This is a genomic window from Leisingera sp. ABM4_101 (assembly GCF_056158725.1).
Window position 1 is genome coordinate 2,924,043 of the sequence record NZ_JBSWTV010000002.1, and the last position, 12,676, is coordinate 2,936,718.

13 protein-coding genes are annotated in these 12,676 nt (G+C 60.8%); 6 read left to right on the top strand and 7 right to left on the bottom strand.

The genetic code is table 11. The features are described from left to right. The first annotated feature begins 47 nt into the window (after positions 1-47). The 3 genes from rocF to ACXAEK_RS15505 are packed head-to-tail and all read left to right on the top strand — an operon-like array spanning position 48 to position 2,943. Positions 48-974 (top strand): arginase, encoded by a 927-nt coding sequence (gene rocF / locus ACXAEK_RS15495; RefSeq protein WP_475043242.1) that lies wholly within the window; start codon positions 48-50, stop codon positions 972-974. Further along, on the top strand, positions 971-1,900 hold the full coding sequence (gene ctlX, locus ACXAEK_RS15500; RefSeq protein ID WP_475043243.1) for a citrulline utilization hydrolase CtlX: 930 nt from the start codon (positions 971-973) through the stop codon (positions 1,898-1,900). The genes rocF and ctlX overlap by 4 nt, the downstream gene beginning before the upstream one ends. After that, the gene (locus tag ACXAEK_RS15505; protein WP_475043246.1) at positions 1,897-2,943 is read left to right on the top strand and encodes an ornithine cyclodeaminase; all 1,047 of its coding nucleotides are present in this window, start codon (positions 1,897-1,899) and stop codon (positions 2,941-2,943) included. Before ctlX ends, ACXAEK_RS15505 begins: the two co-directional genes overlap by 4 nt. A gap of 188 nt (positions 2,944-3,131) precedes the next feature. On the opposite strand, the gene ACXAEK_RS15510 is transcribed toward ACXAEK_RS15505, so the two are convergent. Continuing rightward, complete coding sequence (locus ACXAEK_RS15510; RefSeq protein WP_039123724.1) at positions 3,132-3,716, bottom strand: HNH endonuclease; 585 nt, start codon at positions 3,714-3,716, stop codon at positions 3,132-3,134. Between the two features lie 230 nt (positions 3,717-3,946). Between ACXAEK_RS15510 and ACXAEK_RS15515 the strand changes: the two genes are divergently transcribed. Together ACXAEK_RS15515 and ACXAEK_RS15520 are read left to right on the top strand one after the other, a co-directional pair. Continuing rightward, positions 3,947-4,600: a pseudouridine synthase gene (locus ACXAEK_RS15515; protein ID WP_475045284.1), complete on the top strand. Its 654-nt coding sequence runs from the start codon at positions 3,947-3,949 to the stop codon at positions 4,598-4,600. A 13-nt stretch (positions 4,601-4,613) separates the two neighbouring features. Further along, on the top strand, positions 4,614-5,036 hold the full coding sequence (locus ACXAEK_RS15520; RefSeq protein ID WP_475043248.1) for a VOC family protein: 423 nt from the start codon (positions 4,614-4,616) through the stop codon (positions 5,034-5,036). A gap of 38 nt (positions 5,037-5,074) precedes the next feature. Here ACXAEK_RS15520 and ACXAEK_RS15525 read toward each other — a convergent pair whose 3' ends face one another. Both ACXAEK_RS15525 and ACXAEK_RS15530 read right to left on the bottom strand, forming a co-directional pair. Continuing rightward, positions 5,075-5,740 carry an alpha/beta hydrolase gene (locus ACXAEK_RS15525; protein WP_475045285.1) on the bottom strand — a complete coding sequence of 222 codons (666 nt, stop codon included), beginning with the start codon at positions 5,738-5,740 and terminating at the stop codon, positions 5,075-5,077. Next, complete coding sequence (locus ACXAEK_RS15530; RefSeq protein ID WP_475043250.1) at positions 5,737-6,483, bottom strand: DNA-3-methyladenine glycosylase family protein; 747 nt, start codon at positions 6,481-6,483, stop codon at positions 5,737-5,739. Before ACXAEK_RS15530 ends, ACXAEK_RS15525 begins: the two co-directional genes overlap by 4 nt. On the opposite strand from ACXAEK_RS15530, the gene ACXAEK_RS15535 reads away from it, so the two are divergent. After that, entirely contained in the window at positions 6,484-7,701 is a 1,218-nt protein-coding gene (locus tag ACXAEK_RS15535; protein ID WP_475043251.1) for an MFS transporter, read from the top strand. 54 nt (positions 7,702-7,755) lie between these two features. Here ACXAEK_RS15535 and ACXAEK_RS15540 read toward each other — a convergent pair whose 3' ends face one another. The 4 genes from ACXAEK_RS15540 to ACXAEK_RS15555 all read right to left on the bottom strand — a co-directional run bounded on the left by ACXAEK_RS15540 (position 7,756) and on the right by ACXAEK_RS15555 (position 12,513). Beyond that, positions 7,756-8,532, bottom strand: coding sequence for a squalene/phytoene synthase family protein (locus ACXAEK_RS15540; RefSeq protein ID WP_475043252.1), 777 nt, complete (start codon positions 8,530-8,532; stop codon positions 7,756-7,758). Further along, positions 8,522-10,147, bottom strand: a complete 1,626-nt coding sequence (gene cimA / locus ACXAEK_RS15545) for a citramalate synthase (protein WP_475043254.1) — start codon at positions 10,145-10,147, stop codon at positions 8,522-8,524. The genes ACXAEK_RS15540 and cimA overlap by 11 nt, the downstream gene beginning before the upstream one ends. After that, positions 10,147-11,631 (bottom strand): cysteine--tRNA ligase, encoded by a 1,485-nt coding sequence (gene cysS / locus ACXAEK_RS15550; RefSeq protein ID WP_475043256.1) that lies wholly within the window; start codon positions 11,629-11,631, stop codon positions 10,147-10,149. The genes cimA and cysS overlap by 1 nt, the downstream gene beginning before the upstream one ends. Positions 11,632-11,931: 300 nt before the next feature. Further along, positions 11,932-12,513 carry an outer membrane protein gene (locus ACXAEK_RS15555; protein ID WP_475043258.1) on the bottom strand — a complete coding sequence of 194 codons (582 nt, stop codon included), beginning with the start codon at positions 12,511-12,513 and terminating at the stop codon, positions 11,932-11,934. Positions 12,514-12,676: the final 163 nt, after the last annotated feature.

The following is a 12,676-nucleotide window of genomic DNA, read 5'->3' on the forward strand; positions in this document are numbered from 1 at the left end:
TTCGGAAGTTTCTAGTACTAAACCTGAGAATTTGGGAGATCAAAACAGTGACCGCACAACACTGCATCCTGATTGGCGCCCCGGTAGATAGCGGCAAACGCAGAGCCGGCTGCCTGATGGGGCCCGATGCCTACCGCACTGCCGGTATCGCAGACGCATTGCGAAGCCTCGGCCACACCGTCGAAGATCTCGGCAATCTGGCCCCGGACAGCCACGCTGCGGACACAAATGACGGGCTGATCTTTGCCCGCAACGAAACCATCGGCTGGACCTCTCGCCTGGCGCAGGCGGCCGAGGATGCGCTGGAGTGCGGCATGCCAATCTTTCTTGGCGGCGATCATTCGCTGTCGCTGGGATCCGTCGCCGGTGCCGCCAACCATGCGGCCAAATCCGGCCGGCCGCTGTTTGTCCTGTGGCTCGACGCGCATACCGACTTTCACACGCTAGCAACGACAGACAGCGGAAACTTGCACGGTACTCCGGTTGGATATTTCACTGGCCGCAATGGTTTCGAGGGCTTTCCTGAAGTTGCCAACCCGGTGCCGCAGGAAAATGTCTGCATGATCGGCCTGCGCTCTGTCGACACCCAGGAGCGCCTGGCGCTGGAAGGCAGCAGCATCCTCACCCACGACATGCGCCATATTGACGAAAACGGCATCGCCGGACCGCTGAACCGCTTCCTGGAGCAAGTGGCCCAGGCCAACGGCATGCTGCATGTCTCGCTAGACGTCGACTTCCTGGACCCCTCCGTGGCTCCTGCCGTCGGCACCACCGTGCCCGGCGGCGCAACCGTGCGGGAGGCGCATCTGGTCTGCGAAATCCTGCATGATTCCGGCCTCATGACTTCGCTGGACCTCGTTGAGCTGAACCCGTTTCTGGACGAGCGCGGCCGCACCGCGCACCTGATGGTCGACCTCTGCGCCTCAGCGCTTGGACGCCGCGTCTTTGACCGCCCGACACGGAGCTACCAGTGAGCAGCCTGCAAGCCCCCTCAGCAGTGGTGATGATCCGGCCCCACCACTTTTGCTCCAACCCGGAAACAAAGGGTGATAACGCCTTTCAATCGCTCGCAAATACCTCGGCTCAAGCAACCTCTGCCCAAGCACTGGCGGAGTTTGACGGTGCGGTGAAAGCCCTGCGCGACGCCGGCGTTAAGGTGCATGTATTCGACGACACCACCACCGATACACCGGACAGCGTGTTTCCCAACAACTGGTTCTCCACCCATGCTGGCGGCCACGTTGCAGTCTACCCGATGTTTGCCGAAAACCGGCGCAAGGAACGGCGCTGGGATGTGATCGAACTTCTGAAGCACGACTACCGCGTGCAGGATGTGATCGACTATTCCGGTCTGGAGCAGGACGGTTTGTCGCTGGAAGGCACCGGCGCAATGGTGCTCGACCATATCGGGCGCATTGCTTACACGGTTAAATCCAATCGTGCCGACCCGGTGCTGCTGGAACGCTTCTGCACCCATTTCAACTTTGAACCCATGGTGTTCGAAGCCAAAGATGATGCGGGCCGGGACGTTTACCACACCAATGTTCTGATGGGCATCGGCACCGACTACGCGCTGATTTGCCTGGATATGATCGTAGATCGCGCCCGCCGTGCCGAAGTTGCGGCACGGCTGGAGGAAACCGGCCGCCGCGTCATTGACCTGACGCCAGCGCAAATCGCCAGCTTTGCCGGCAATGCCCTGGAACTGACTGGCCGCAGCCGCATTTTGGCTCTCTCTGCCAAAGCGCTGCGGGCGCTGCGGTCAGACCAGATATCGGCCATTGAGCAGAGCGCCGAGCCGCTGCCCCTGACCATTCCAACCATCGAAACCGCAGGCGGGTCGGTGCGCTGCATGCTGGCAGGCATCCACCTCAGCCCCCGTGAAAGGAAATCCGCATGACACAGCCTTCGGACAAGGCACTGGTGCCTTTTGTCAGCGTCGATAACATGATGCGCCTCATTCATCACGTTGGCATCGAGCAGATGCTGCGCGACTTGGCGGACTATGTCGAAGAGGACTTCAAGCGCTGGGAGCTGTTCGACAAGACCCCGCGCGTAGCCAGCCACTCCGAAGTCGGCGTGATCGAACTGATGCCGACCTCGGATGGGGAGGCTTACGGGTTCAAATATGTGAACGGCCACCCTAAGAACACCTCCGAGGGGCTGCAGACTGTCACCGCCTTTGGCCTGCTCGCGGACGTCTATACCGGTTATCCGGTACTGCTGACCGAAATGACCATGCTGACCGCCCTGCGTACTGCGGCGACCTCAGCAATGGCAGCCAAGTATCTGGCACCCAAAGGCGCAACCACCATGGCGATGATCGGCAACGGTGCCCAGTCTGAATTCCAAACCCTGGCGATGAAGGCAATCATCGGCCTTAAATCCGTCCGCCTGTATGACAAGGATTCTGCAGCCACCGAGAAATGCGCGCGCAATCTGCAAGGCCTGGGAATTGAGGTGGTCAGCTGCAAGACACCGGAAGAAGCCATTGAAGGCGCTCAGATTCTTACCACCTGCACCGCGGACAAACAATATGCCACTATCCTAACGGACAACATGGTCGGCAGCGGGGTGCATATCAACGCCATCGGCGGCGACTGTCCCGGCAAGACCGAATTGGCGGCAGGCATTCTCAGCCGCTCAGACGTGTTTGTCGAATACCCGCCGCAAACCCGGATCGAGGGCGAAATCCAACAGATGCCGGAGGATTTTGCCGTGACTGAGCTGTGGGAAGTCATCACGGGCCAGAAACAGGGCCGCACTGGCGACCGCCAGATCACCCTGTTTGACAGCGTTGGCTTTGCGATCGAGGATTTCTCGGCACTGCGCTACATCCGCGACCGCATCAAGGGCACCGATTATTTCATCGACCTGGACATGCTGGCAGACCCGGATGATCCGCGTGATCTGTTCGGAATGCTTCAGCGCGCCAAAAGCTGAAGTCACTTAAGCAGAATGCAAGGCGGCACGCCCTAAACGAGGCCGCCTGCATCTTCGGCCTTTTCACCTGCATCAGTTTAACGGGGCTTGCACGCGGCATTCCTGGGGATCGGAACTGCTGCTCTCTCAGCAGTACGCCCTTTGCAGGTGGAAAGGCCGAAACCCTTCGCGCCCCAGTGTTGGCGTTTTCAGGCGTCCAGTTCGGTATCCCAATACAGAAAATCCATCCAACTCTCGTGAAGATGGTTCGGCGGGAACTTGCGGCCTGTATTGCGCAGCTCTTCTGCCCCTGGCCGCCGCGGCGGTTTGCGCAGCGACATGCCGGCCCGGTGCAGTGACTTGGACCCTTTCTTGAGATTGCAGGGGCTGCAGGCCGCGACCACATTCTCCCAGCTGGTCACCCCGCCTGCGGCGCGCGGCACAACGTGGTCAAAGGTCAGCTCACCCTTGCTGCCGCAATACTGGCAGCGGAATTCATCCCGCAGAAACAAATTAAAGCGCGTGAAGGCCACGCGCTTTTGAGGTTTTACATAATCTTTCAGAACCACCACAGACGGTATTCGGATCTCAGTGCTCGGACTGTGCACCACCTCGTCATACTCGGCCACGATCGCCACCCGGTCCAGCCAGGCAGCCTTCACCGCATCCTGCCAGGACCACAAGGACAATGGGTAGTAGGACAGTGGCCGGTAGTCCGCATTCAACACCAGCGCGGGGTGCTGTTTCAGCGCCCCCGGAGATCTGACAAACTCTGCTCTGAAATCGCCATCCATTTTTGAACGTCTTCCTCGCCCTGATCTTCCGATTTCCGGAACCAGAGCGGGGAACCCGCCCCAGCCTAACATTGACTATATATCGTGGTTAGCGCCTGACAAGCCCTGACAACCTACAATATGTCGGGAGTACGCTGCCGCGATTCCATGACATGCCCGTGACAGTTAACCCCAGTGCGGCTGGATCCGTTCCTCTTGCCCTGCCGCGGCTGCGCGCCTATTGCCATTTCATGACCCGCCTGATCCGTTTCAACAAACCGTATGATGTTCTGCCTCAGTTCACTGACCGGGGCAGTCAGGACAGCCCGCGCGCAACGCTCAGCCAGTATATCGACTGCCCCGGTGTTTATGCCGCCGGACGGCTTGACCGGGACAGCGAAGGGCTGATGCTGCTGACAGACAACGGCAGGCTGCAATCCTGGATTACCGATCCCAAGCACAAGCTTGAGAAGACCTACTGGGTGCAGGTTGAGGGGGTCCCCAGTGACGAAGCTCTGAACCTGCTCCGCGAAGGTGTTGAATTAAAAGACGGGATGACCCGGCCCGCGCAGGCCCGGAGGATCCCTGAACCGCCCGGGCTCTGGGCGCGCACGCCGCCTGTCCGGGTGCGCAAGACGGTTCCGGACAGCTGGATCGCGCTCACCATCCGCGAGGGGCGCAACCGCCAGGTGCGGCGCATGACTGCGGCTGTCGGGCATCCGACCCTGCGGCTGATCCGCTACAGCATTGGCGCCTGGACGCTGGACAGGCTGGCGCAGGGCGCCTGGGAGGACCTGGAGCCGCCCCGCGTACCCGGCCCGCCCAAACCCTCGCAAAAACCGCTGCGCAGGCCCAAGGCCGCATCCGCGCGCCCGGCAAAAGGTGACAGGCCCCGCCGCCGCTGATAGCCTGCGGGCTATGCTGCCCCAAGCCCCTGCACCGCAAGCCATCCTCGAAGCCGCGCTCTATGTGGATGATCTGGATACGGCTGAAGAGTTTTACGGCGGCATCCTCGGGCTGGAGCAGGTCCAACGTGCCGGCAACCGCCATGTGTTCTTCCGCTGCGGCAATTCCGTTCTGCTGCTGTTCAATGCGGCAGAAACAGTTAAGCCGCCAGGCAATCCCCGATTGCCGGTCCCTCCGCATGGGACCAGGGGGCCAGGGCACGTCTGCTTTGCCATGTCGCGCGACGACCTGCTGAAAATGCGCGGCAGGCTGCAGGCAGCAGGAGTTGAAATTGAGGCGGAATTTGATTGGCCGCATGGGCCCCGGTCCGTTTACTTCCGGGACCCGGCAGGAAATTCAATTGAGATTGCGGAGCCGCACCTGTGGTCCTACTGATCCGCAAGGGTGCTCCAAAACCCAAATTTTTCAATCTGTTACAGACTTAACTTATCCCGCATAAAGGCCAGTGCGACGCTCAACCCATCCGGTGCGATGCCATGGGCCGTGCCCTTCTGGATATGGGCAAACACATCCTGGAAACCGGCCTCCTGCAGCGCCTCAGCAGCCTCGGGCAGCGATTGCACCGGCACCACGTCGTCCTGATCGCCATGCACCAGCAGAACCGGCATCTTGGACACCGCCTCATCCTTCAGCAGCTCCGGTGCCAGCAGACGGCCGGAGAAGGCAACGATCCCGGCAACCGCATCTTCGCGCCGCGGTGCCACATGAAGGCTCATCATTGTGCCCTGGCTGAAACCAAACAACACCACCTGTTCCGGCAGCACGTCCTCATCCACCATCAGCGCATCAAGGAAGGCGTTCAGATCCTCGACCGCGGCCTGCATCCCGCGCATGCTTTCCTCTTCCGAGGAACCGTCGATCCAGGGAATCGGGAACCACTGGAATCCAAACGGCGCACCGGCACAGGACTCTGGCGCGTCAGGCGCGACAAACAGCGTATCCGGCAGATGTTCGCCCAGCGGATCGGCCAGCCCCAGCAGGTCCGCGCCATTGGCGCCATAGCCATGCAGGAACACCACAACGGAGCGGGTTTCGCCGGAGAGCGGCTCCTTGCGGCCGGCATTCAGTACACGAGTTATCGGATTCCTTCCCTGTCCTTCGCCACCCGGTAATAGGCCCACAGAATGCGCGCCGCAACCGACCGCCACGGTGACCAGGCCTCCGCGATTTGCCGCATCTCCCGCTCCTTCGGGCGCGCAGGCAGATCGAACAGCACACGTGCAGCCTCTTGCAGGGCCAGATCGCCATGGGCAAACACGTCAGCGCGGCCCAGCGAAAACATCGCGTAAATTTCAGCGGTCCAGACGCCAATCCCCGGCACCTGCACCAGCGTAGCAATCACCTCCGCATCAGGCGCAGTGCGCAACGCCTTGAAATCAATACGCGCCTCCGCCAAAGCCCGGGCATAGCGGATCTTCTGGCGGCTAAGGCCCGCTGCGCGTAATTCTTCATCGCTCGCCCATCGGATCTTACGCGGCCCGGTCAGCTTGGCCTCTTTCATCCGCTTCCAGATGGCACTGGCAGAGGCCACGCTCACCTGCTGGCTGACAATTGCACTCAGCAGCTCGGCAAAGCCTTCGGGCTTGCGCCTCAGCGGCAGCGGACCAGTCTGTTCCAGCGCTTCGGCAAACCGGCGGTCCTGCGCCGCCAGCCAGTCCGCGCCTTCGGAGACGCAGTCGCTACACTGAATGATCCGGCCAACTCCAGGCAGGAACAGTTTCTGTTCTGACGCCACGTCACCCCCTTTGGCCGCGGCAAATGGGCGGCCCTCCAGCGCGGCAAGCGCCTTGCCCCGCTCCCGGTTCACCGCTACGCATCCCATATGAGCATGACCATGACTACCCCCAGCGACGCGGTCGCCAAGAAAAACGTTGCCATCCTGGTGCTGGCCCAGGCGATCCTCGGCGCGCAGATGCCGATGATCTTTATCGTTGGCGGGCTCGCGGGTCAGTCGCTGGCGTCCAACCCGTGCTTTGCGACGCTGCCGATCTCGCTGATCGTGGGCGGTTCGATGCTGGCGGCCACGCCGATCTCAGCGATCATGCAGCGCTGGGGCCGCCGTGCCGGTTTCTTCACCGGTGCTGCCTTTGGCGCCATGGGCGGCCTGATTGGCGCTTACGGTCTGTATCTGGGCTCCTTCCCGATCTTTCTGTTCGGCAGCCTGCTCACCGGCGTCTACATGAGCGCACATGGGTTCTACCGTTTCGCAGCAGCCGACACCGCCTCAGAGGCGTTCCGCCCCAAGGCGATTTCCTATGTGATGGCGGGTGGACTGGCAGCCGCGCTGATCGGCCCGCAACTGGTTAAGCTGACCAGCCAAGCCTTTGTTATTCCGTTTCTTGGCACCTATCTGACGGTGATTGCCGTCAATGTGTTCGGCGCGGCGCTGTTCCTGCTTCTGGATATTCCCAAACCACCAGCGCCCAGCCAAGACAGCCCTAGGGGCCGCAGCCGCCTTGAGCTGCTGAAAACGCCGGTTATTGCCGTATCTGTCATCTGTGCAATGGTTTCCTATGCGTTGATAAATCTTGTCATGACCTCGACCCCGCTGGCTGTTGTGGGATGCGGTTTCACACAGGGCAATGCCTCCGATGTGGTGATGTTCCACGTTCTGGCGATGTATGTGCCGTCCTTCTTCACCGGACACCTGATTACCCGCTTCGGCGTGGAGAAGATTGTCGCTGCGGGTTTGATCATACTTGCTGGCGCCGGCGCCGTTGCGCTGCAAGGCGTTGAACTGGAAAACTTCTTCATCGCGCTTGTGCTGCTTGGCCTTGGCTGGAACTTCGGGTTTATCGGCGCCACCACCATGCTGGCCGGCGCCCATGACAGCCAAGAGAAAGGCCGGATGCAGGGTTTGAACGACCTGCTGGTCTTTGGCGGTGTCACCATGGCGTCGCTAGCCTCCGGCGGGTTGATGAACTGCTCCGGCGGCAATCCGGTGGACGGCTGGAATGCGGTCAATATGGCCATGGCGCCCTTCCTGGTGCTGGCGGGCGGCGCGCTGATGTGGCTGGTGATGCGTCCCAAGGAGGCTTGAGAGGTCAGGACAGAAGAATAAAGGCGCCCAAACAGGCGGCTTTACCGTGACCTCTTACCAGCGCCCGGAGACCGTGCGCCGGATCAACCCTGCCCGGCGCCGGAATTCGCTTAGGCCAAGTGCGCCCTGCGCAACCCGCTCCGGCTCCCGGATCGCCTGTCTTAAAACCGCTTCTGCCTGCCATCCAGCCAGCAGAGCCGCCCCGGCAGATTTCGCGACCGTCCCCCTATGGCTGCGCGCTTTAATCAGCCTTTCCAATCCCTTACGCGCCAAAGCTTGCACACCTTCAACGGTGCCGTCCAGAAGCGGGATCCGCTTCTGCGCTTCCAGCTCAGGAATTGCGCGCAGCCAGCTGGCAACACCCATGCCATAGCCGAAGTCCCTGACCACAGCTTCATCCGCCCCCCCCAAGGATGCTGCCGCCATCCACATCAGCGATCCGCTGGTGCGGTCAATGTAGCTGTCGAACTCCGCCTCATCCTCAAACGGATCCTTGTAAATGTCCCAACGCCGCGCCTCGGCCATGCCGTCGATGCAAGCCGCCAGTTCCGGCTTCAGAAGCCGCGCCAAGGGTGTTGCCACATAGTGGCGGCGAACCGGTTTACCCTCCGCAATCTCTGCGCCCACGTCGCGCCACCACTGGACGCGCATCTCGGCAATCATGCTTTCCTGGCTGGCCCAGGGCGCCCGAGCCAGCTCGATATTGAAGGCGTATAGCGAGAACAGCAACGGACGGGCCTGGACCGGCGCCGCCATGGTGGCGAGGAACCGGTCCGGGTCGGCTTTTTGAACCAGCTCCGCGCAGGCGGTCAGATCGGCGTCAAACTGCATCCGCCTGCCCGTCGTGGATCAACTTCCAACGGATTGCGTCCAGCAGCGCCTCAAATGAGGCGTCGATTATGTTCGCACTGACACCGACGGTGGACCAGCGGTGGCCCTGGCTGTCTTCGCTGTCGATGATAACGCGGGTGACGGCCTCGGTGCCGCCCTGGGTGATCCGCACCTTGAAATCCACCAGCCGCATGTCCTCAAGCTGCGCGGAATAGCGCCCCAGATCCTTGCTCAGCGCCCGCGCCAGCGCATTCACCGGTCCGCGGTCGCTGCCGGTTTCATCCAAAAACTCGCTGACAGACAGGCGCTTCTCGCCATCGACCTTCACCACAACAACCGCCTCGGACAGGCTGACCATGCGGTTATACTTGTTCTTCCGCCGCTCCACGGTGACTTTGTAGCGCTTGACTTCAAAAAAGTCCGGCAGCTGCCTCAGTTCCTTGCGCGCCAGCAGCTCAAACGACGCCTGCGCGGTGTCATAGGAATACCCCTCGGCTTCGCGCTCCTTGATCCGTTTCAGAATCCGCGCCAGCGCCGGGTTGCCGTTTTCAACGCTCAGGCCGGCATCTGTCAGACGCTTGCGCAGGTTCGACTGCCCGGCCTGGTTCGACATCGGGATCACCCGCGCATTGCCAACCTTGCCCGGCTCGATGTGTTCGTAAGTCGACGGGTCTTTCAGGATCGCGCTGGCATGCAGCCCCGCCTTGTGGGCAAAGGCCGAGGCCCCCACATAGGCCGCCTGCCGCACCGGAACCCGGTTCAGGATATCGTCCAGCATCCGGCTGGTCCGGGTCAGCCCCGCCAGCGCGTCCAGGCTCACCCCGGTGCCGAATTGGCTGGCATAGGGTTCCTTCAGCAGCAGCGTCGGGATCAGCGCAGTCAGGTTGGCATTGCCGCAGCGCTCCCCCAGACCGTTCAAGGTTCCTTGGATCTGCCGCGCCCCGGCATCCACCGCTGCCAAGGAGCAAGCCACGGCATTTTCCGTGTCATTATGGGTGTGTATGCCCAGCTTCTCACCCGGAATTCCTGCTGCAACCACCTCACTGACGATCCGGTGCACCTCTGCCGGCAGCGCGCCGCCATTGGTATCGCACAGCACCACCCAGCGCGCCCCGGCCTCCAGCGCCGTACGGCAGGCCGCCAGCGCGTACTCCGGATTGTCCTTGTAGCCGTCAAAGAAATGCTCGGCATCAAACAACGCCTCACGCCCCTGTGCCGCGATATGAGCAACCGATGCGCGGATGTTTTCCAGGTTTTCCTCCAGCGTGATCCCCAAGGCATGGGTCACGTGGTAATCATGGCTCTTGCCGACCAGGCAAACCGCCGGAGTGCCCGCGTTCATCACCGCCGCCAGAACGTCGTCATTTTCCGCCGACCGGCCTGCCCGTTTGGTCATGCCAAAGGCGGTCATGATGGCGCGGGTATCCGGCACCTCCCCGAAAAACGCGCTGTCAGTCGGGTTGGCACCCGGCCAGCCGCCCTCGATATAGTCGATGCCCAAGGCGTCCAGAGCCGTTGCGATTTGCTTCTTCTCGGCGGTGGAGAACTGCACCCCCTGGGTCTGCTGCCCGTCACGCAGAGTGGTGTCATAAAGATAGAGGCGTTCCCTGGCCATCAAAGCGCCTCCAAGTTTGCAGCCTTGGGCTCCCCAACCAAATTTGCAGTTCCACCGTTAACACCATTGGCAGAGCGCGTGGCGCGCAACTCAAGCCCTTGGCTCAAAGCGGCATTTTTGAGGTTGTCGGCACTCTCCCAGTCTTTCTCTCGACGATAACGCAGCCATTTTCTTACTACAAAAAGCGCTGCATCCGTGAGTTCCTCCGGAATCTCACCCCAGCCAATAACCGCCACAGTTGGCTGGTAGTCAATTCCCTCTTCCAAAAATGAACCATCGACGGTCTCAATTGCAAAAGGTTTTGCCCAAGCACTTTGGGCAATTTCGTTAAGGTCAAAGCCAAGTAGTTTCGCCGAAGCAGTCAATGCCGTACGATTGTCGGCATCAAACAACTCGTGAAGCCTGTCAATGGCCCCCCAAGTATTCAAGTCGTCAGCCAATTCTTCAAGAACCATTTCATCAATGGAACCGCTCTCATCGTTATCGGCAACTTGACACCACTTTCGTAAGGTTTCCTGAGCTTCCTTGGCCTTCTTGTCGGTCCAGTCCATCGGCTTGCGGTAATGGGTCTGCAGGAACACCAGCCGGATCACCTCACCGGGATAGCCCTGATCAAGCAGGTCGCGCACGGTAAAGAAATTGCCCAGGGACTTGGACATTTTCTTGCCCTCGACCTGCAGCATCTCGTTGTGCAGCCAATACCGTGCAAAGCTGTCGTCGCCGTTGGCGCAGCAGCTTTGCGCAATTTCATTCTCGTGGTGCGGGAACATCAGATCGTTGCCGCCGCCGTGAATGTCAAAGGTCTCACCCAGCAGCTCATAGGACATTGCCGAGCATTCGATATGCCAGCCTGGCCGCCCGCGGCCCCAGGGGCTGTCCCAGCCCGGCAGATCATCGCTGGATGGCTTCCACAGCACGAAATCCATCGGGTTCTTCTTGTAAGGCGCAACCTCGACCCGGGCGCCGGCAATCATGTCGTCCACCGAACGGCCCGACAGCTTGCCATAAAGCTCTTTCCAGCTGTCGACAGCAAACAGCACATGGCCTTCGGCGGCATAGGCGTGGCCTTTGCTGATCAGGTCTTCGATCATCGCCACCATCTGCGGGATGTACTGGGTCGCGCGCGGCATATGGTTGGGCTGCAGCGCGCCGAGTTCGCCCATATCATCCAGGAACCACTGCGTTGTTTCCGCAGTGATATCGCCGATCGGGCGTCCGCTTTCTGCGGCGCGGGCGTTGATCTTATCGTCGACGTCGGTGAAGTTCCGGGCATAAGTCACTTTATCTGCACCATAAACTTCGCGCAGCAACCGGAACAGCACGTCGAACACCACAACCGGGCGTGCGTTGCCCAGATGCGCACGGTCATAAACAGTAGGACCGCAGACATACATCCGCACGTTGCTGGCGTCGATCGGCTCAAAGACCTCTTTCTTGCGGGTCTTCGTATTCTGCAGCTTGATCACTCTGTCCTTGGTTCCCATGCCCGGCTCCTTTTCCGTGCCCAGCCCGATACGGCCAGCACTACCCTTTGCGCGCAGCGCGGGCTTAGCAACTTGTCAGGGAAATGAAAACGACAGAAACCAGCCCGCTGATATGTCAGCAGGTAATGCAGCAGATAATGGTGGTGCAATTCTGGTTCATGCAGGCTGCTTAGCACGGGTCTGCACGTCCGCCAAGGGTTTTGCGATAGGGGCGCAACGGCCGCCCGGCCGGTCTTGGGCACAGACCGGACGGCCAGGGGCGCGGCGGAACAGGAGTGCCGCGCCCGTATTCAGGCAAGCTTAGAACTTGAACGAAGCGCGCAGCGAAACAGAGGTCGCATCGGCGCCAACGCCGGAGTTGCCGAACTGGTCAAACTCATGCTCCAGCACTTCGCCGCCAATCTGCCACTGATCCGTGATCTGATACGCGAGGCCAACACCGTAGAATTCCCCGGTCTCACTGCCCAGCGAGCTGTCTGCCTCTGCCACGCCGCCGGTGACATAGGCCAGGACGTTGCCAAAGTCATAGCCGGCCTTCACCTTGGCCCGTGCCACGGAATCCACCGTTGCGCCGCCGCCCAGGTCCAGGTCGGTGCTGTCATATTCCAATTCGCCGCCCAGGACAAAGCGGCCAAAGTCATGATTGTAGCCGCCGTGGATACCGTAAGAGGTATCGTCACCCGAGGCGCCATTGGTTGCATCGGCATCCAGCTGGCCAACCTGGCCACCCAGATAGAAACCGGTCCAGTCGCCGCCATCATTTGCCACCGGCACAGGCGCCGGAGCTGGCGCAGGTTCGACCACCGGCTCACTGATGTTGCCGGCAAAGGCCGCACTGCCCATTACGGCTGCGATGGCTGTCATAGCTACGAAACGAGTCATTCAGACTTCTCCTTTTGCAGTCCCGGCGCAGGCTGTGCGCCGGTGAGAGCTACAAAAGACCTTTGCATGCAAACTTCCAGAGGCGGAATCTTCACACGCTCTAAACTGGCGGTGACCGGCCGAATTCTACCGGGCGTCTGCGCCTTTCCGCCGGAAAACTCAG

Bases quoted from the DNA above. Each gene is read 5' to 3' on its own strand.
- ACXAEK_RS15540 (WP_475043252.1), bottom strand. From the start codon at position 8,532: ATGCAGTTTGACGCCGATCTGACCGCCTGCGCGGAGCTGGTTCAAAAA.
- ACXAEK_RS15555 (WP_475043258.1), bottom strand. From the start codon at position 12,513: ATGACTCGTTTCGTAGCTATGACAGCCATCGCAGCCGTAATGGGCAGT.
- ACXAEK_RS15510 (WP_039123724.1), bottom strand. From the start codon at position 3,716: ATGGATGGCGATTTCAGAGCAGAGTTTGTCAGATCTCCGGGGGCGCTG.
- cimA (WP_475043254.1), bottom strand. From the start codon at position 10,147: ATGGCCAGGGAACGCCTCTATCTTTATGACACCACTCTGCGTGACGGG.
- ACXAEK_RS15520 (WP_475043248.1), top strand. From the start codon at position 4,614: ATGCTGCCCCAAGCCCCTGCACCGCAAGCCATCCTCGAAGCCGCGCTC.
- ACXAEK_RS15505 (WP_475043246.1), top strand. From the start codon at position 1,897: ATGACACAGCCTTCGGACAAGGCACTGGTGCCTTTTGTCAGCGTCGAT.
- ACXAEK_RS15515 (WP_475045284.1), top strand. From the start codon at position 3,947: ATGACCCGCCTGATCCGTTTCAACAAACCGTATGATGTTCTGCCTCAG.
- ACXAEK_RS15530 (WP_475043250.1), bottom strand. From the start codon at position 6,483: ATGGGATGCGTAGCGGTGAACCGGGAGCGGGGCAAGGCGCTTGCCGCG.
- cysS (WP_475043256.1), bottom strand. From the start codon at position 11,631: ATGGGAACCAAGGACAGAGTGATCAAGCTGCAGAATACGAAGACCCGC.
- ACXAEK_RS15535 (WP_475043251.1), top strand. From the start codon at position 6,484: ATGAGCATGACCATGACTACCCCCAGCGACGCGGTCGCCAAGAAAAAC.